Source organism: Actinoplanes sp. NPDC049802, assembly GCF_040656595.1.
Lineage (GTDB): Bacteria > Actinomycetota > Actinomycetes > Mycobacteriales > Micromonosporaceae > Actinoplanes.
In genome coordinates this window covers 131096-146906 of the sequence record NZ_JBFAMR010000006.1, presented here as the reverse complement: position 1 = coordinate 146906, position 15811 = coordinate 131096, and the positions used below count along the sequence as shown (strand labels likewise).

At 71.9% G+C, this 15811-nt stretch carries 14 protein-coding genes; 8 read left to right on the top strand and 6 right to left on the bottom strand.

Annotation, left to right across the window (positions count from 1 at the left end):
- The first annotated feature begins 59 nt into the window (after window positions 1-59).
- Window positions 60-1808 (top strand): serine/threonine-protein kinase, encoded by a 1749-nt coding sequence (locus AB0I88_RS06680; RefSeq protein WP_361019285.1) that lies wholly within the window; start codon window positions 60-62, stop codon window positions 1806-1808.
- A 43-nt stretch (window positions 1809-1851) separates the two neighbouring features.
- Entirely contained in the window at window positions 1852-2577 is a 726-nt protein-coding gene (locus AB0I88_RS06675) for an SDR family oxidoreductase (protein WP_361019282.1), read from the top strand.
- Between the two features lie 14 nt (window positions 2578-2591).
- Here the strand turns inward: AB0I88_RS06675 and AB0I88_RS06670 are convergent, their stop codons facing one another.
- Window positions 2592-2990 (bottom strand): hypothetical protein, encoded by a 399-nt coding sequence (locus AB0I88_RS06670; RefSeq protein ID WP_361019279.1) that lies wholly within the window; start codon window positions 2988-2990, stop codon window positions 2592-2594.
- A gap of 403 nt (window positions 2991-3393) precedes the next feature.
- Here AB0I88_RS06670 and AB0I88_RS06665 point away from each other — a divergent pair, with 403 nt between their 5' ends.
- Window positions 3394-5526: a DEAD/DEAH box helicase gene (locus AB0I88_RS06665; protein ID WP_361019456.1), complete on the top strand. Its 2133-nt coding sequence runs from the start codon at window positions 3394-3396 to the stop codon at window positions 5524-5526.
- 290 nt (window positions 5527-5816) lie between these two features.
- Here AB0I88_RS06665 and AB0I88_RS06660 read toward each other — a convergent pair whose 3' ends face one another.
- Window positions 5817-6272, bottom strand: a complete 456-nt coding sequence (locus AB0I88_RS06660) for a GNAT family N-acetyltransferase (protein ID WP_361019276.1) — start codon at window positions 6270-6272, stop codon at window positions 5817-5819.
- Between the two features lie 306 nt (window positions 6273-6578).
- Here AB0I88_RS06660 and AB0I88_RS06655 point away from each other — a divergent pair, with 306 nt between their 5' ends.
- The gene (locus AB0I88_RS06655) at window positions 6579-6791 is read left to right on the top strand and encodes a cation transporter (protein WP_361019273.1); all 213 of its coding nucleotides are present in this window, start codon (window positions 6579-6581) and stop codon (window positions 6789-6791) included.
- Entirely contained in the window at window positions 6784-7878 is a 1095-nt protein-coding gene (locus AB0I88_RS06650; RefSeq protein ID WP_361019269.1) for a hypothetical protein, read from the top strand. The genes AB0I88_RS06655 and AB0I88_RS06650 overlap by 8 nt, the downstream gene beginning before the upstream one ends.
- On the opposite strand, the gene AB0I88_RS06645 is transcribed toward AB0I88_RS06650, so the two are convergent.
- A complete protein-coding gene (locus tag AB0I88_RS06645) occupies window positions 7871-9010 on the bottom strand; it encodes an SAM-dependent methyltransferase (RefSeq protein WP_361019266.1) in 1140 nt (379 codons plus the stop codon). The two genes, AB0I88_RS06650 and AB0I88_RS06645, sit on opposite strands and share 8 nt — an antisense overlap.
- Window positions 9011-9117: 107 nt before the next feature.
- On the opposite strand from AB0I88_RS06645, the gene AB0I88_RS06640 reads away from it, so the two are divergent.
- Complete coding sequence (locus AB0I88_RS06640; protein WP_361019263.1) at window positions 9118-9774, top strand: biliverdin-producing heme oxygenase; 657 nt, start codon at window positions 9118-9120, stop codon at window positions 9772-9774.
- Window positions 9775-9869: 95 nt separating this feature from the next.
- Here the strand turns inward: AB0I88_RS06640 and AB0I88_RS06635 are convergent, their stop codons facing one another.
- From AB0I88_RS06635 to AB0I88_RS06625, 3 genes are all read right to left on the bottom strand, one after another.
- A complete protein-coding gene (locus tag AB0I88_RS06635; RefSeq protein WP_361019260.1) occupies window positions 9870-11675 on the bottom strand; it encodes a DEAD/DEAH box helicase in 1806 nt (601 codons plus the stop codon).
- Window positions 11676-11896: 221 nt separating this feature from the next.
- Window positions 11897-12121: a DUF3107 domain-containing protein gene (locus tag AB0I88_RS06630; RefSeq protein WP_360929215.1), complete on the bottom strand. Its 225-nt coding sequence runs from the start codon at window positions 12119-12121 to the stop codon at window positions 11897-11899.
- Between the two features lie 40 nt (window positions 12122-12161).
- Complete coding sequence (locus AB0I88_RS06625) at window positions 12162-12821, bottom strand: TetR/AcrR family transcriptional regulator (RefSeq protein ID WP_361019257.1); 660 nt, start codon at window positions 12819-12821, stop codon at window positions 12162-12164.
- Window positions 12822-13107: 286 nt separating this feature from the next.
- On the opposite strand from AB0I88_RS06625, the gene AB0I88_RS06620 reads away from it, so the two are divergent.
- Together AB0I88_RS06620 and AB0I88_RS06615 are read left to right on the top strand one after the other, a co-directional pair.
- A complete protein-coding gene (locus AB0I88_RS06620; RefSeq protein WP_361019254.1) occupies window positions 13108-14748 on the top strand; it encodes a Daple in 1641 nt (546 codons plus the stop codon).
- The gene (locus tag AB0I88_RS06615) at window positions 14748-15695 is read left to right on the top strand and encodes an alpha/beta hydrolase (protein ID WP_361019250.1); all 948 of its coding nucleotides are present in this window, start codon (window positions 14748-14750) and stop codon (window positions 15693-15695) included. Before AB0I88_RS06620 ends, AB0I88_RS06615 begins: the two co-directional genes overlap by 1 nt.
- Window positions 15696-15811: the final 116 nt, after the last annotated feature.

The window sequence follows — 15811 nt, the reverse complement described above, 5'->3', positions numbered from 1 at the left end:
TCCGGGCGGGTTTCGGTGTGCGGCACCGGACGGCCAGTCACTCGGGCGAGAATCGGCGCATGGGGCGTACGGAGCGAAACGGTCAAGATGGATCGCTCCGCCTCGCGGGCCGGTACCGCCTGATCGAAAAACTCGGTTCCGGCGGAATGTCGGTGGTCTGGCGCGGTTACGACGAGATCCTCGGGCGCGACGTGGCCGTGAAGGTCCTCGAACCCCGGCTGGCCGAGGACCGCACCTTCCGTGACCGTTTGCGCCAGGAGGCCACGGCCGCCGCCCGTCTCTGCCATCCGCACATCACCGGCATCCATGACTTCGGCGAGGCCCTGATCTCGGAGCGGCTGACCGTCCCCTACGTCGTGATGGAACTCAACGACGGCGAGTCCTTCGGATCCCGGCTCAGCCGGCAGGGCTCGCTGGACTGGCGCGAAGCCGTCATGATCACCACCGAGGTGGCCTCCGCTCTCGCCACCGCCCACGCCCGCGGAGTCGTGCACCGCGACGTGACCCCGGCGAACGTGATGCTCACCGGCGCCGGCGCGAAGATCGTCGACTTCGGGATCTCCGCGGTGGTGGGCCAGCGCGACGCCGCACCGGACGGCAGCCTGCTCGGAACGCCCGCCTACCTCGCCCCGGAACGTCTGGGCGGCTCCTCGGTCTCGCCGGCCACCGACGTCTACGCCCTGGGACTGCTTCTCTACCGAGGCCTCACCGGCCGGATGCCCTGGCCCGCGGAGAGCACCACCGAGGCGTTGCGCGCCCACCTCTACGCCGACCCCGACCCGATTCCCGACCTGCCCGGGATGCCGGTCGTCGTCACCGACCTGTGCCTGCGGTGCCTGGCCAAGAGCCCCGCCGATCGTCCCGCCGCCACCGAGGTGGCCCGGGCCCTGGCGGCGACGGTCGGGCTGCGCCCGATCATCCCGCCGTTGCGCGCCGGCGAGCGGCTGGCGACACCGGCGGCCCGGGCGGTCGTGGCCGTTCCCCGGGTCCGCGGCCGATTCGGGGTACGCCGTGCGGTGCGTGCCTGCCTCGGCTCGTCGGCCACCGTACGGCTCCGGGCGGGCCTGTGCCTCGGGGCCGTCCTGCGGCGTGGGGCGGTGCGACCTCTCGGCGGTGGCCTGTTCGTGGGCGACCGTCGCGGCCGTGCCCTCGTGGCCGCCGATCGGTTGCGGGGCGGCCGGAACCGCCGCTCGACGATCGCCGCCCTGGCCACGGTGGTCCTGCTCGCCTCCGGGGCGCTCAACTGGTCCGCCCGCCAGGACGCCGACGACCCCGACCGGGCGCGCACCACCGCCGCCGACGCCGGTGTCCCGGCCGCCGACCGGGTCCGCTGCACGGTCCGTTACCAGGTGAGGCGGGACTCCGATGGTTATTTCGAGGCGAGACTGAGCGTGATCACCACCGAGACGTCCGGCTGGCGAGTGGAGTTCTCCTACCCCGGCACCCAGCGGCTGGCGGGCACACCCCGGACGGTGACCCAGCAGGGCAGGCGTGTGGTGATGACCGGGCGTGGCCGGGCCCGGGCGGTCACGCTGCACGGCGGTTACCGGCAGCGGAACCCGCTGCCGCTCGCCTTCGCGCTGAACGGGCAACCGTGCCGCGCCGAGGTCCTGGGCGTCACCGAACCCGATCCGGCCGGAAGCGCATCGGTCAGCACCGCCACGGTCGAGGAGCGCGCGGCCGAGCCGAAGCGGGGTCAACAGCGCAAACGGGTGCCGGCCCGGCGCGGGGGAGCGCCGCGCTCCAGCACGGGCACCGACCCGGCGCCGGCCCCCAAACACACCACCGGCTTTTCCCTGGCGCTGTGAGGGTCGGCCATCCCGTCGACGATCCGTCGATAGGGTCGAGGTCATGACAAGACTCGCAGTGGTCACCGGTGGTGGAACCGGGATCGGCAAGGCGACGGCCGGCATGCTCGCCGGTGAGGGATTCGACGTGATCATCGTGGGGCGCCGGGCCGAGGTGCTCGCCGACGCGGTGAAATGGATCGGACCACAGGCCACCGCCGTGACCGCGGACGTCTCGGACCCGGCCCAGGTGCCCGCGGTGGTCGAGGCCGTAGCCGACCGGACAGTGGATGTGCTGGTCAACAACGCGGGCGCGTACATCTCCGGCGACGAGACGACCCTCGACGGCGTGGCGGCGCGGTGGCGGGCCAACCTCGACTCGAACGTGCTCTCCGCGGTCCTCATGACCACCGCCCTCCTTCCCCGTCTCCGCCGCCCCGGCGGCAAGATCATCCTGACCAGTTCGATCGCGGCCCAACGCGGCGGCGGCGGGCCGTACTCAGCGGCCAAGGCCGCACTGCACGGGTACGGGCTGGACCTGGCCACCTCCCTCGGCGCCGAGGGCATCACGGCGAACGTCATCTCGCCCGGTTACATCACCGACAGTGAGTTCTTCGACGGCCGGATGACCCCGGAAGGGCATCAGAAGCGCGTCGACGCCTCGCTGCTCAAGCGGGCCGGTGAGCCCGACGACATCGCCGAGGCGGTCCGCTGGCTGGTCGGCCCGGGAGGTGGCTTCGTCACCGGCCAGATCATCAACGTCAACGGGGGCACCGTCCTGGGCCGTTAGCGCCGGTGGGCCGCTCACACCGCACCGCCGGTGAAACGGCCCTCGCCGGGACGGTTGGCCCGGAAGCGCAGCCCCGACCAGCGCTCGTCGATCGCCACCTGCCCGCACGGGCGCATGTCGAAGTCGGCGACGATGGGCCAGAGCGAGTCACGGTTGATGTCGGCATTGTTGCCCTTGGGATAGGCGATCCAGAACGCGCCTGGCTTGTCCAGGTCGGTGCGGTGCTGCTCCAGCTGCTCGCGGACGGCCTCGGCGGTCTCCGCGAACAGCACCGCCGTGCTCGCCGTCGCCAGCGTGCCGGTCTCCCGCACTCCCTCCGGCATCGGGGTGAGCAGCGGAAGGCGGGCCGGCTCGTTGAGCCAGACGGTCGAATTCGGCTTGATCAGCAGCTTCTCGGCGATCGTTTTGGTCATGCCATCGAGACTTTCATCCGTACGACGATGGGTCGCCGTCTTCGCCGAACCCACCCCACGTGCGTGATCAGTGCGGGCGTCTGTCGACCGCGGCCGGCCCGTCTCCATGCGAGGCCGGCCGCACCGACCCGGGCCGGCCGCGGCCGGCCCGGCCTGGTGGTGGCCGTGGCCCCGCCTCCGCCGGCCGGACCCCGCTCCGTGCCGGGACGGCCCGTTGAGCCCGCCCACAGGACTTCCGCATCGCGACCCCCGATCGATCCGCTCGAATGACCAGGAGCATGGCCGAATCGGCGGGGCGCCCGCTCGAATCCTGCCGCCGGCCTGTGGACAACTCCGGACTGTGGATAACTCGGGGTGGGCCGTCGCGGGCTGATAGACATGCCGGGTGACTGAGACGACGCGGATGGCGGCCGGTGAGGCCGAGCGGGCGGCCGTGCGAGAGCGCGCCGAGGAGGTGCTCCGCCGGCTGGCCGGGGAGCATGCGGTGCTGCGGGAGGACCAGTGGCGGGCGATCGAGGCGCTCACCGTGGACCGGCGGCGGGTTCTCTGCGTGCAGCGCACCGGGTGGGGCAAGTCGGCGGTCTACTTCGTGGCCACCGCCCTGCTGCGGTCCGGTGACAGCCCAGCCGGACCGACGGTCATCGTGTCGCCGCTGCTTGCCCTGATGCGCAACCAGGTCGACTCGGCGGCCCGTGCCGGGATCCGGGCCCGCACCATCAACTCGGCCAACCTCGACGAGTGGAGCCTGATCGAACACGAGATCCGTGCCGGTGAGGTGGACGTCCTTCTGATCAGCCCGGAGCGGCTCAACAACCCGGATTTCCGCGACAACGTCCTGCCCGGCCTGGCCCGGAGCACCGGCCTCCTGGTGGTCGACGAGGCACATTGCGTCTCCGACTGGGGCCACGACTTCCGGCCCGACTACCGGCGGCTGCGCACCTTCCTGGCCGGCCTTCCGACACGGACGCCGGTGCTGGCCACCACGGCCACGGCGAACGCCCGGGTCACCGCCGACGTCGCCGACCAGCTCGGTGACGCGCTGGTGTTGCGCGGCCCGCTGGAGCGGGATTCGCTCCGGCTCGCCGTGTTGCGACTGGACAATCCGGCACACCGGCTGGCCTGGCTCGCCGACCACCTCGAACGGCTGCCGGGGTCCGGCATCGTCTACACGCTGACCGTCGCCGCGGCCACCGAGACCGCCGACTTCCTGAGATCCCGCGGCTTCGAGGTGGCTTCGTACACCGGGCAGGTGGAGGACGCCGACCGTCGCGCCGCCGAGCAGGACCTGCTCACCAACAAGATCAAGGCGCTGATCGCGACCTCCGCTCTCGGCATGGGCTTCGACAAACCCGACCTCGGATTCGTCGTGCACCTGGGCGCTCCACCCTCGCCGATCGCCTACTACCAGCAGGTCGGCCGTGCCGGCCGCGCGGTGGAGCACGCCGAGGTGGTGCTGCTGCCCGGCCAGGAGGACTCCGCGATCTGGCGCTATTTCGCCTCGCTCGCGTTCCCGCCGGAGGACCAGGTGCGAGCCGTTCTGTACCGTCTCTCACCGGACCAGCCGATGTCCACACAGGCACTCGAGCCGCTGGTCGACCTCCGCCGGACCAGATTGGAGTTGATGCTCAAGGTCCTCGACGTGGACGGCGCGGTGCGCCGCACACGCGGCGGCTGGCTCGCCACCGGCGAGCCGTGGACCTACGACGAGGCCAGGCTCCGGCGGGTCGCCGACGCCCGCGAGGCCGAGCAGAAAACCATGATCGAGTATGCGGTGACACCCACCTGCCGCATGGAGTTCCTTCGCCGCTGCCTGGACGATCCCGAAGCCGCGCCGTGCGGACGGTGCGACAACTGTGCCGATCCGCTGTTCGGCACCGAGGTGTCCGCGCCGTCGCTCGCCGCGGCCGAGGCCTTCCTGGGCCGCCCCGGTACGGAGATCGCCCCGAAGAAGATGTGGCCCACCGGTCTGGCCGCGGTGGGCGTCAGCCTCAAGGGCCGGATCGGCCCCGCCGAGCAGATCGAGCCCGGCCGCGCGGTGGGCCGCCTGTCCGACCTCGGCTGGGGTGGCCGGTTGCGGGCGGCGGTGTCGCCGGAGTCACCGGACGCCCCGATCACCACCGATCTGGCCGGTGCCGTGGTCGAGGTTCTCAAAGCCTGGGCCAGGGGCGACGACGCCTGGCAGCAGCGTCCAGCCGCCGTCGTCTCCGTTTATTCACAGCGTCATCCACAACTTATCCACAGCCTCGCCGAGCGCATCGCCACGGTCGGCCGACTCCCGTTGCTGGGCACGCTGAGGTGCGACGTGCCCGGCGACGCGGGCAGCCACCGCGGTAACAGCGCCCAGCGGGTCAGTGCCCTGCACGACGCTTTTACCGTCCCACCGGAGATCGCCGCCGACCTGGCCGGGCTGTCCGGCCCGGTCCTGTTGGTCGACGACCTGGTCGACTCCGGCTGGACGATGGCCCTCGCCGGCCGGGCTCTCCGCAAGGCCGGCGCCCCCGGCGTCCTGCCCCTGGCCCTGGCGGTGGCGGGCTGACCGGCCGCTGACAACCGCCGGCCCTGAGCGCACCGGCGCGGGGATCAATGCTGCCGCGGGCCGCCGTTCCGGCAAACAGGCGGCCCGCGGCCCGGTCAACTGGGCGGCCCGGTCAACTGGGCGGCCCGGTCAACTGGGCGGCCTCGCGGCCTGGCCGACTGGGCGGCCTCGCGGCCTGGCCGACTGGGCGGCCTCGCGGCCCGGCCGACCGGGCGGCGCGCGGCTGTCTCGTGGCCGGGAACCGGGCGCCGTGCGGTCTCACGGCAGTGGAGGGCGGGTGGCCGGGTAGGTCAGGACCTGCCGAGAATGGCGTCCCGGTTGGGACGGCGGTCGATCTCCATGAAGCGGTGGGCGCCTTCCAACTCGGAGAAGCCGGAGCGGCGGTAGACCTCCCGAGCGTCCTTCGTGGCCAGCAGGAAACGCTGGATTCCACGGCCGGACAGGTCGGCGACGATCGAGTCGATCAGCCATCTGCCGAGGCCGCGCCCCCGGTGGGCGCCGTCGATGAAGACGTCGCAGATCCAGGCGAAGGTGGCGCCGTCCGTTACCGCGCGGGCGAAACCCACCTGCTCGCCGTCGATGAAGACGGAGTAGGGAAGGGAGCCGTCGATGGAGCGGGCGACCAGATCGTAGGAGCGCCCGGCCGCCCAGTAGGACTCCTGAGCGAGCCAACGGTGCACCCGGCCGAAGTCCACTCGTTTGGGATCGGCGGTCAGCACATAACCATCCTGTACAAGATCTTCCACTCACTCCTCCTTCGTGACGTTTCCGCAAAGGGCCGGTCGCATGGTGTCACAGCGGCCGATGGCTCTGATCGTCATGTCAGGCTTTCGAGTAGCGAGTCCAGGGTTGAGCACCGGTCGGTCGACCGCTGCCGCCCAGGATCGAAGCCGCTCGTCGTCGGCCCGGGTCACGGTCGTCGGACGGATCTCGTATCGGCTCAGCGCTCCCGGCGACCGCGGGGTCTGACATGGCCGGGACGCGGAACCGGCGGACGGTAGGCTCACGAAGGAACCGGCGGGTTCCGGCGATCGGGCGGAAGGGATCCCATCATGGCGTTCACCAGCACCTACACCGTCAAAGGCATGACCTGCTCGCACTGCGTCCAGTCGGTGACCCAGGAGCTCTCGGCTCTGCCGGGCGTCACCGATGTGCAGGTCGATCTCGCCTCCGGTGGAGTGACCGTCGCCAGCGAGTCCCCCCTCACCGAACAGGCGGTGCGGGAGGCGGTCGACGAGGCCGGCTACGAGCTTGCGGATGCCTGACGAGACGCGGGCCACCCCGGTCGAGCGGAAGCCGGCCGAGCAGCGACACTCACCGGAAGCAATGCCGATAAAAACTGAAAAATCGCACATCGGGGATGAGGCCGTCCCCGACGAGGACTCCGGCGAGCCGAGGTTCGGGCTGGTGGGTGAGGGGGCGGACACCCCGGCCACGCCCGGGTTCCGGTTCGCGGCGATCGGCGCGCTGCTGATCGTCGTCCTCTTCGCCGGCTACGGGCTGGGCCGGCTCAACGGCGGCTCGACCGGCGCCGCGGCAATCCCGGCCGGCGGCGCCCAGCCGACCCCGACGGCGTCCGTCTTCGACGAGAGCCAGCCGCACACCCACGGGGTGACCGCGCCGATCGGGGCGGCGGCCGGGCAGGGCGCCGCGGTCGGAGGACTCTCGCTCAGTGGCAACGGGCTCACCCTGACTCCGCTGATCACCGATTTTCCGGCGGGCCGGCCGCAGCGGCTGGACTTCATGATCAACGGCCCGGGTGGCGCACCGGTCACCAGCTACGCCGTCGTGCACGACAAGCCGCTGCACCTCATCGTGATCCGCCGGGACCTCACCGGTTTCCAGCACCTGCATCCGGTGATGGCGGCCGACGGCACCTGGAGTGTCGATCTCACGCTGGCCGAGCCGGGCGTCTACCGCATGATCGCGGACTTCACCGCGGTGGTCGGCGGTGAACAGCTGGTCTCCACGCTGGGCAGCGACCTGACGGTCGCGGGCGGCTACTCGCCGGTCGTCCTGCCCGATCCGGCGCGGGCCGCGACCACCGACGGCCTTCAGGTGGGGTACGAAGGGACGCCCGCCACCGAGTCCACACAACCGCTGCTGATGACCGTCACCGACTCGGCGGGCAAGCCGGTGACGGTCGAGCCGTACCTGGGCGCTTTCGGCCATCTGGTGGTGTTGCGCCAGGGTGATCTCGGCTACGTGCACGTGCACCCGGAGACGCGGCTGATCGACGGGAAGATCAAGTTCTGGCTGGCCGCGCCGAGTCCGGGCACCTACCGGATGTTCTTCGACTTCCAGGTCGCCGGGAAGGTGTCCACGGCGGCCTGGACCGTGATCGTCAGCTGAGCATCCGGGAGAGGGCGGGCGTGACCCCCCACTGAGCGGTGAGCGAGTCGTATTCGGCTCGCTGTTCGGCGGTGGGGGCGGCACCGGTCCGCCGCGCCCGCAGCATGAGGTTCCGTGGCGTGTGTGCCGAGTCGATGAACTCGACGACGTCGACCCGATAGCCGCGCAGCCGTAGCAGGGCGGCCCGCAACGAGTCGGTCAGCACGTCGGCGAACCTTTCGCGGAGGATCGCGTGGCGGGTGACCTCCCCGTACGGGGAAGGGGTGTCCGCGCCTTTGAGCTGCGCCGCGATGTCGTGATGGCAGCACGGGGCGGCCAGGACCCACCGAGCCTGCCAGCCGACCGCCCGGGCCAGTGCCTGGTCGGTGGCCGTGTCGCAGGCGTGCAGCGCGAGCACCAGATCGGGCTGGAACGGCACCTCGGCTTCGGTGATGGCGCCGGCGACGAAGGTCACCTCCTCGGAACAGCCGAGTTCGGCGGCGACGGCGCTGTTTCGTACCCTCTGATCCTCGCGGACGTCGACCCCGACGACCTGGACGTGCGCGCCCCGGCTGGTCAGATATCGATAGGCCGCGAAGGTGAGATAGGCGTTGCCGCAGCCGAGATCGACGACGCGCAGCGGTGTCGGCAGTTCGCCGGGCAGGGTGGCGGCGAGCGCGCGCAGGAAGGCGTCGATCTGACGGCGTTTCGCCGCGGTGCCGCCGATCACCGAGAACAGCGGGTCGCCCGGGTCGAGCAGCCACTGTTTGGCCCGGTCGTGGCTTTCGGGGGCGCGGGGGGCGGCGACGGCTGCGGCCCGGTGGACCTGGGCGTCGCCCTTCTTGGTGATCCGCACCTGGACGGTGGCCGACTCGGTCTCCACGTGCCAGTTGCCGAACGGCTCGGCCAGCAGCGCGTCGACGGCGGCGGCGGCTTCCGGGCCGGGCGCGACGTTCCGCGTGTACGGCCGGGCGCCGTCATCGGTGACGATCTGTAGTTTCCGCCCGTGCTTGAGAGTGACCGGCCGCACCTGGGCCCGGTTCACCGAGGGGATGTGCCCGCGGCGCCGGCCGGCCGCGACGGCCCGGGTGAGGCCCGGTGCGAGCAGAAGCTCCCGCACCTCGGCGAGGACTGTTTCGAGCGGTTCTGGCATGGAATCCATTCTGCCGGGCGCCCGGGATGTCCCCACGGGGCTGTGGATCTCGTTCAGCGACGTTAAGTTGATCGGTGCCGAAGAAGAAGCCGAGGTGCCCCCCCGCCATGTCGTTCCTCGCCGACTCCTCCGCGCCCACGCTGCTCACCGCCCGGATGCGGGCGGCCACCAGACAGGAGCAGGCCGCGGCGCGGCGAAACCCGTTCGTCGACGGGATCGCCTCCGGGCGCCTGCCGATGGCCGCGTATGCCGAGCTGCTGGCCCAGTACTGGTTCATCTACGAGTCGCTGGAGCTGGCCGCCGCCGCGATGGCCGACGATCCGGTGGCCCGGCGGTTCGTCTATCCGGAGCTGTTCCGGCTCCCGTCGCTCGAGTCGGACCTGCGGTTCCTGTTCGGGCCGCGCTGGCAGAGCCGGATCAACGCGATTCCGGCGACCACCACCTACTGCACCCGCATCCGCAGCGCCGCGTTCGATCAGGCCACCGGCTACGTGGCACATCACTGCACCCGCTACCTGGGCGATCTGGCCGGCGGGCAGTGGCTGGGGCGGGCGGTCGTCGAGGCGTACGGGTTCCGCCGTCACGGATACCGGTTCTTCGTGTTCGAGGGCGTCGACCCGCCGCTGTTCCGGGCCCGCTACCGGGAACGGCTCAACGCCGTACGCTGGAGCCGGGCTGAGCAGGACGCCTTCGTGAGCGAGGTGTCCGCCCCGTTCCGTCTCAACATCGACCTGCTGGCCGAGTTGTGGGAGAGCTGGACCTGACGGCCGCGATGGAGGTCACCCGCCGGGGCCGTCCGGATGCACCCGTGAGGCGGCGGCCGTGCACGGGACCGGCCGGACCGGTCCCGTGTGATGACTCACGCGTCGGCGGTGGTGCCCACTCCGGCTTCGGACCCGCCGGACATGTCGGCGGCGGCGCGGGTGGTCCGGCGACGGCGACGGCGCGGGGCGGCGTCGCCGGTGGGCTCGCCGTCGACCGGCTCGGTCGCCTCCGGGGTGGCCTCGGCCGTGCCCTCCGCGGAGAAGGCCAGGGTGGTGGCCGGCGCCCGGCGACGGCGGGTGCGGGCGCGGGGGGCGGCCGCCTCCTCCGTGACGGTGGCCGGCGTCTCGGACGTCTCGGGCGTCTCGGCGCTTTCGGACGGCGTACCGGGAAGGGTCTCGGAGTCCTCGACGACCCGCCGCCGGCGCCGCTGCCGCTTGGGCCGTTCCCCCTCGTCGGCGGCCGGCGAGGCGGCCGGGGAGCCGGGCGAGGAACCGTGCGGCGATCCGTCGGACGACGATCCGCCGTCCCCACCACGGGGGCGCCCACGGCCGCGACCGCGGTCCCGGTCCCGGTCACGGCCACGCCGCCCAACGCCGCCGAGGTCCTCCTCGATCTCGGCGGACAGGCCGGCCCGGCTCCGCTCGGCGGTCGGCAGGGTGCCCGAGACGTCGGCCGGGATCTCCAGGTCGGCGTAGAGCGCGGGCGACGTGTGGTACGTCTCCGGCGGCTCCGGCATGCTGAGGCCGAGCGACTTGTCGATCAGCACCCAGCGCGGCATGTCCTCCCAGTCCACGAAGGTGACCGCGACACCGGTGGCACCCGCCCGGCCGGTGCGGCCGATGCGGTGCGTGTAGGTCTCGGGGTCCTCCGGGCAGTCGTAGTTGATCACGTGGGTGACGCCCGACACGTCCAGCCCACGGGCCGCCACGTCGGTTGCCACCAGCACGTCGATCTTGCCGCTGCGGAACGCCCGCAGCGCCCGCTCGCGCGCGCCCTGGCCCAGGTCACCGTGGACGGCGGCGACCGCGAACCCGCGGAAGTCGAGGTCCTCGGCGACCCGGTCGGCGGCCCGCTTGGTCCGCGTGAAGATCATCGTGAGGGACCGCTCGCGCGCCTGCAGGATGCGCGCCACCATCTCCAGCTTGTTCAGCGGGTGGGTGCGGTAGACGACCTGCTTGGTGAGCGGCGACGGGCCGCTCTCGGTGGTGTGCCCGGCGTGGATGGTGACCGGGTTGCGCAGGAACCGCCGCGACAGGGCGACGATCGGGTCCGGCATGGTGGCCGAGAACAGCATGGTCTGCCGCTGCTCCGGGATCATCGCCAGGATCTTCTCGACGTCCTCCAGGAAGCCCAGGTCGAGCATCCGGTCGGCCTCGTCCAGCACCAGGGCCTGGATCGAGCTCAGCTTCAGCTGTTTCTGCTTGCACAGGTCGAGCAGGCGGCCGGGGGTGCCGACCAGGATCTCGACGCCCTTCTTGAGCGCCTCGACCTGAGGCTCGTACGCCACGCCGCCGTAGATCGGCAGAACCCGGACGCCCCGGCTGCTGCCCGCCGCGGCGATGTCGCGGGCCACCTGGAGACCAAGCTCACGGGTGGGGACGACGACCAGGGCCTGCGGCTGCCCGGTGGCGCCCTCGGACGGGGCGGTGACCCGCTCGAGCAGCGGCAGACCGAAACCGAGGGTCTTGCCGGTGCCGGTGGGCGCCTGCCCGATCAGGTCGGTGCCGCGCAGAGCGATCGGCAGTGCGTACTCCTGGATCGCGAACGCGTGGGTGATGCCCGCCTTGGCCAGAGCCTCCACCGTCTCGGCGCGAACGCCCAGGTCAGCGAAGGTGGGGCTGTCGGGACGGACCGGTGCGCGGGTGATGACGGGAATTAGAGCTTGCTCATTGTCGGTCATGAAGTTTTACGGGTGCCCTCTCGTGGTGCGCCCGTCGAAAAGCTCTGGGGCGCGGTCTCGTATAGGCGCGGGCCGCACGCTCGAAAGCGGGCCACACGCTGGCCGTCGACTCGACAGATCGACGGCGACTCAGGCCACTCTACCCGACCTGCTAGCAGACGCATCCAAGAGAGAGTTACGGGAGGGGGCCCTGAGACCAGGGCACCCTCCCGTGATGAAACTCAGCGAGTGGTGAAACCGAACGGGCGGTGTGACGCCTCGGCGATCTCCACGTAGGCCACCTTGGCGATCGGGATGATCACCTTGCGGCCCTTCTCGTCAGCGAGTGTCAGGACACCGTCCTTGGCCAGAGCCTCCGTCACGGCCTGCTCGACCTCCGCCGGAGTCTGAGCGCTCTCCAGCACAAGCTCACGCGGCGACTGTTGCACGCCGATCTTGACCTCCACGGAGCCCCTCCTCAAGAAATCCGTCTACCCGATCGAAAGGCTATCCGATTTCCGGGGCCATACCGGCCGTTGAACCACCCTGCAGCGGGAAGCTGGCGATCCCACGCCAGATCAGCGCAGCTACGAGCGCTTCGGCTTCAGCTTTGGGCGTACGCCGACCGTTCGCCAGCCAGAACTGCGCCGCCTGTCCGGCCGCCCCGGCGAGACCGGACGCGAGCAGCTCGGCCTGGTCCGGCCGGAGGCCGGTGTCCGAGATGATGGTGTCGGTCACGGCCGCGATGCAGCCCTGCTCGACCCGCTCCACCCGCTGGCGGACCTGGGGGTCGTTGCGCAGGTCGGACTCGAAGACGAGCCGGAAGGCCTCGCTCTCGTGGTCCATGAAGTCGAAGTACGCCCGGACGGCGCCCTTCACACGGTCCTTGTTGTCGGGAGACGCCAGCATGGCCCCGCGCACCTTGGCGATTATCGCGTCACAGTGCGTGTCGAGAAGGGCCAGGTAGAGCTCCAGCTTCCCGGGGAAGTGCTGATAGAGAACGGGCTTCGAGACGCCCGCCCGCTCGGCGATGTCATCCATCGCGGCGGCGTGGTAGCCGTGCGCGACGAAGATCTGCTGCGCGGCGGCCAGCAACTGCTTGCGTCGCGCCGATCGGGGCAGGCGAGTGGGTCGTGCGGTCTGTTGCCCGCCGGACGCAGCGGTCATTTCTGTGAACCTCCAGGGGGTCGGTCCCCGCGGTTTGGCTTCCTGGTTTGCCCGGATCGGCTCATGTCGCGGTCGTGCGGGCAATTGTCGCGACGCTGCAACTTATCGCCACTGCAACGACACGGTAGCCTCAGCAGGGGCGAGCGAGGAGCACGCGGTGGATGAATCAGGGCATTCCGGGGACGCCGGAGCCTCAGCGGGTGGCAACGGCGCCGACCCGAATGACCGCACACGGGTGAACGGCTGGGCGAGCACCGACAGTCCGTGGTCCAACAATGGAGCCGCATTGGAGCAGGGAGTGGACACGCCACCATGGCGGCGTCCGTCGGACGGCCGCACCTTCGGCCGGCAGCAGTTCCCACCGGAACGGCCCTTCGGGGCCGCGCCGTCGTCAGTCGTTCCCGCGCCGCAACCCGGCCCCGAGATTCCCCCGCCAGGGGACCCCGCTCCGTGGCCCGACCGCAACCGCCTCGCCGACATCCTCGGCCACCGGCGGCCACCCGCGCCGTCCTCCGTCCCGCCCGCGCCGAGCAGCGCGCCGCCGTACCCGTACGAGGGCGATCTCGACGACTCGTACCGGGACACCCCTCCGCCGGCGGTCACCCAGCGCGCCTCGGTGCCGATGACCCGGCCCGACTGGGCTCCCGAGCCGCCCGCGCCCGCGCCGGTCTCCGCCGAGCCGCTCCGGTCCCGGCACGCCCTGGTCACCGACACCCTTGCCCAGGGACTGCCGCAGTTCGACGGTCCGGTCACCGACGGGGAGCCGGTGACGCCCCGTTCGGCGTACGATGCGTCGAGCTTCCCGAACCACCCGCCCTACGCCCCGCCCCCCGCGTTCCCGGCGCCGGCCGCGCCCGATGCCGACGAATCCGAGGGCGAGCCGAGCGGGACACTGCCCCAGCGCGTCCCGGCCGAGCCGGACGTCCCGAGAGTTCCGGAGCCGCCGTCGGTGGAGCCATCGGCCGAAGCGCCCGCCCTGGCGCGCATCGCGACGCATCTGCGCCGCGGTGACGTCGTGCCGGCACAGGAGCGTCAGGAGGGCTTCGACGTTCAGGACATCCTCGCCGCGGTGCGCGAGGTCGACGGCGTGCGGGACGCCTCGCTGCGGGCCACCCCGGCGGGTGCGCACAGCCTCCGCCTGGACCTGTCCGACGGTGCCGACCCGGCCGAGGTGAGCCGTCAGGTGGCCCGCCTCCTCCAGGACCGGATGGGCCTCGACGCGGCCATGCCGGGCGACCCGCCGGCCGCCCTGCGGCCGCCGGCCGCCGCCTCCCGGACGCCGCTGCTGCCCACCCAGCCGACCCGTCCGGCCCGGGCCGCCGCCCCGGTCGCACCGGCCCCGGTGTCGTCGATGCCCGCGCCCGCGCCCGCGCCGGTCTCGGCCGCTCCGGTCGCACCGGTGTCCGCCATGCCGCAGGCGCCGGTCGAGGAGCCACGGCCGCAGATGGTGAACGCGGGCGCCTCGCTGGTGCCGGCCGACGCCTCCAAACCCCGCCCGCTGGACCCGGGAGACAACCCCGGACCGCGCGTGATCATCGAGAACGTGCACGTCAACACGTTCGGCGCCGACGCCACCGTGGAGGTGCGGCTGCGCGCCGGCGGCCGGACCGCGGCGGGTGTGGCGACCGGCCCGGCCGTCGACGGCTACCTGCTGCGACTCTGCGCCACGGCCACCGCCGGAGCGGTCGACGACCTGCTCTCCACCTCCCAGCACCGGGACGGCCCGGCCCGCTGTTTCGTGGAGCACGCCGCGGCCGTCTCGTTCGGTCCGATGCAGGTCGCCGTGGTCGTGCTGTTGCTGTCCTGCGGCGGCGGCTGGGTCGAGCAGCTGGCCGGCTCGGCGGTGGTCACCGGTGACGACCGGCACGCCATGGTCCGCGCCACACTGGCGGCGGTCAATCGACGGCTTGAGGCATTCTTGGCTTGATGAAGGGTGCGGTTCTGGCCGACGACAGCGCGCTGTTGCCGGCGGATGAGGTTCCGCCACCGTGGCCGGCCCGCCGGCTCACGGTCGGCGGCGCGATGATGCACGTTCGCGACACTCCCGCCCAGAGCCTCGACGCCGAGCCCGCCGTCTACGTGCACGGGCTCGGCGGCTCCTCCCAGAATTTCACGGACCTGGCCGCGCTCCTCGCCGACCGCCTCGACGGCCAGGCGGTCGACCTGCCCGGCTTCGGCTACAGCGACCCGAGCCCGCGCTATTCGATCGCCGCCTTCGCGGCCACCCTGATCGACTATCTGGAGCACGCCGGCCGCGGCCCGGTCCACCTGATCGGCAACTCGCTGGGCGGCTCCATCTCGGTGCGCGTGGCCGCCCTCCGGCCCGACCTGGTGCGCACCCTCACGCTGATCTCCCCGGCCATGCCGTTCCTGGACCCGCGGCGGACCGCACAGGGCCCGGTCCTGCCGCTGCTCGCGGTGCCCGGCGCGGACCGGCTGATGGCCTGGGCACTGACCCGGATCACCGCCGAGCAGATGGCCGAGCAGGTCCTGGCCGCCTGCTTCGGCGACACGTCGAAGGTGCATCCGCAGCGCCGCGCCGAGGCCATGGAGGAGATCCAGCTCCGCTACACGGTCGCCCACTACCCCAAGGCCTATCTGGGCACACTGCGCGGCCTGGTGGGCAGTTTCCTGCGGGCCTACCTGCCGGGCGCCGACTCGCAGTGGCGTCTCGCCGCGCGCATCCAGGCGCCCACCCTGGTCATCGGCGGTCTCAACGACCGTCTCGTCGACCCGCGGGTGCCCGCCCAGGTCGCCAGGACCATCCCGGACGGCCGCCTGCTGATCCTGCCCGGCGTCGGCCACGTCGCGCAGATGGAGGTTCCGCGCCTGGTCGCCCGGGCGATCGTCGGCCTTCTCGACGACACCCGATAAACCTTTCCATCTCTTGTACGCCTACGCGTACTCGATCGGGTTGTTCCGCGAGCCTCTGCCTGGTCCGGGCCGTGACGCGCCCGCCGGGCTGATCCGGTGGCCGGGTGCTGGGAAGT

Coding starts and splice junctions, on each gene's coding strand:
- AB0I88_RS06680 (WP_361019285.1), top strand. CDS start 60: ATGGGGCGTACGGAGCGAAACGGTCAAGATGGATCGCTCCGCCTCGCG.
- AB0I88_RS06675 (WP_361019282.1), top strand. CDS start 1,852: ATGACAAGACTCGCAGTGGTCACCGGTGGTGGAACCGGGATCGGCAAG.
- AB0I88_RS06670 (WP_361019279.1), bottom strand. CDS start 2,990: ATGACCAAAACGATCGCCGAGAAGCTGCTGATCAAGCCGAATTCGACC.
- AB0I88_RS06665 (WP_361019456.1), top strand. CDS start 3,394: ATGGCGGCCGGTGAGGCCGAGCGGGCGGCCGTGCGAGAGCGCGCCGAG.
- AB0I88_RS06655 (WP_361019273.1), top strand. CDS start 6,579: ATGGCGTTCACCAGCACCTACACCGTCAAAGGCATGACCTGCTCGCAC.
- AB0I88_RS06650 (WP_361019269.1), top strand. CDS start 6,784: ATGCCTGACGAGACGCGGGCCACCCCGGTCGAGCGGAAGCCGGCCGAG.
- AB0I88_RS06645 (WP_361019266.1), bottom strand. CDS start 9,010: ATGCCAGAACCGCTCGAAACAGTCCTCGCCGAGGTGCGGGAGCTTCTG.
- AB0I88_RS06640 (WP_361019263.1), top strand. CDS start 9,118: ATGTCGTTCCTCGCCGACTCCTCCGCGCCCACGCTGCTCACCGCCCGG.
- AB0I88_RS06635 (WP_361019260.1), bottom strand. CDS start 11,675: ATGACCGACAATGAGCAAGCTCTAATTCCCGTCATCACCCGCGCACCG.
- AB0I88_RS06625 (WP_361019257.1), bottom strand. CDS start 12,821: ATGACCGCTGCGTCCGGCGGGCAACAGACCGCACGACCCACTCGCCTG.
- AB0I88_RS06615 (WP_361019250.1), top strand. CDS start 14,748: ATGAAGGGTGCGGTTCTGGCCGACGACAGCGCGCTGTTGCCGGCGGAT.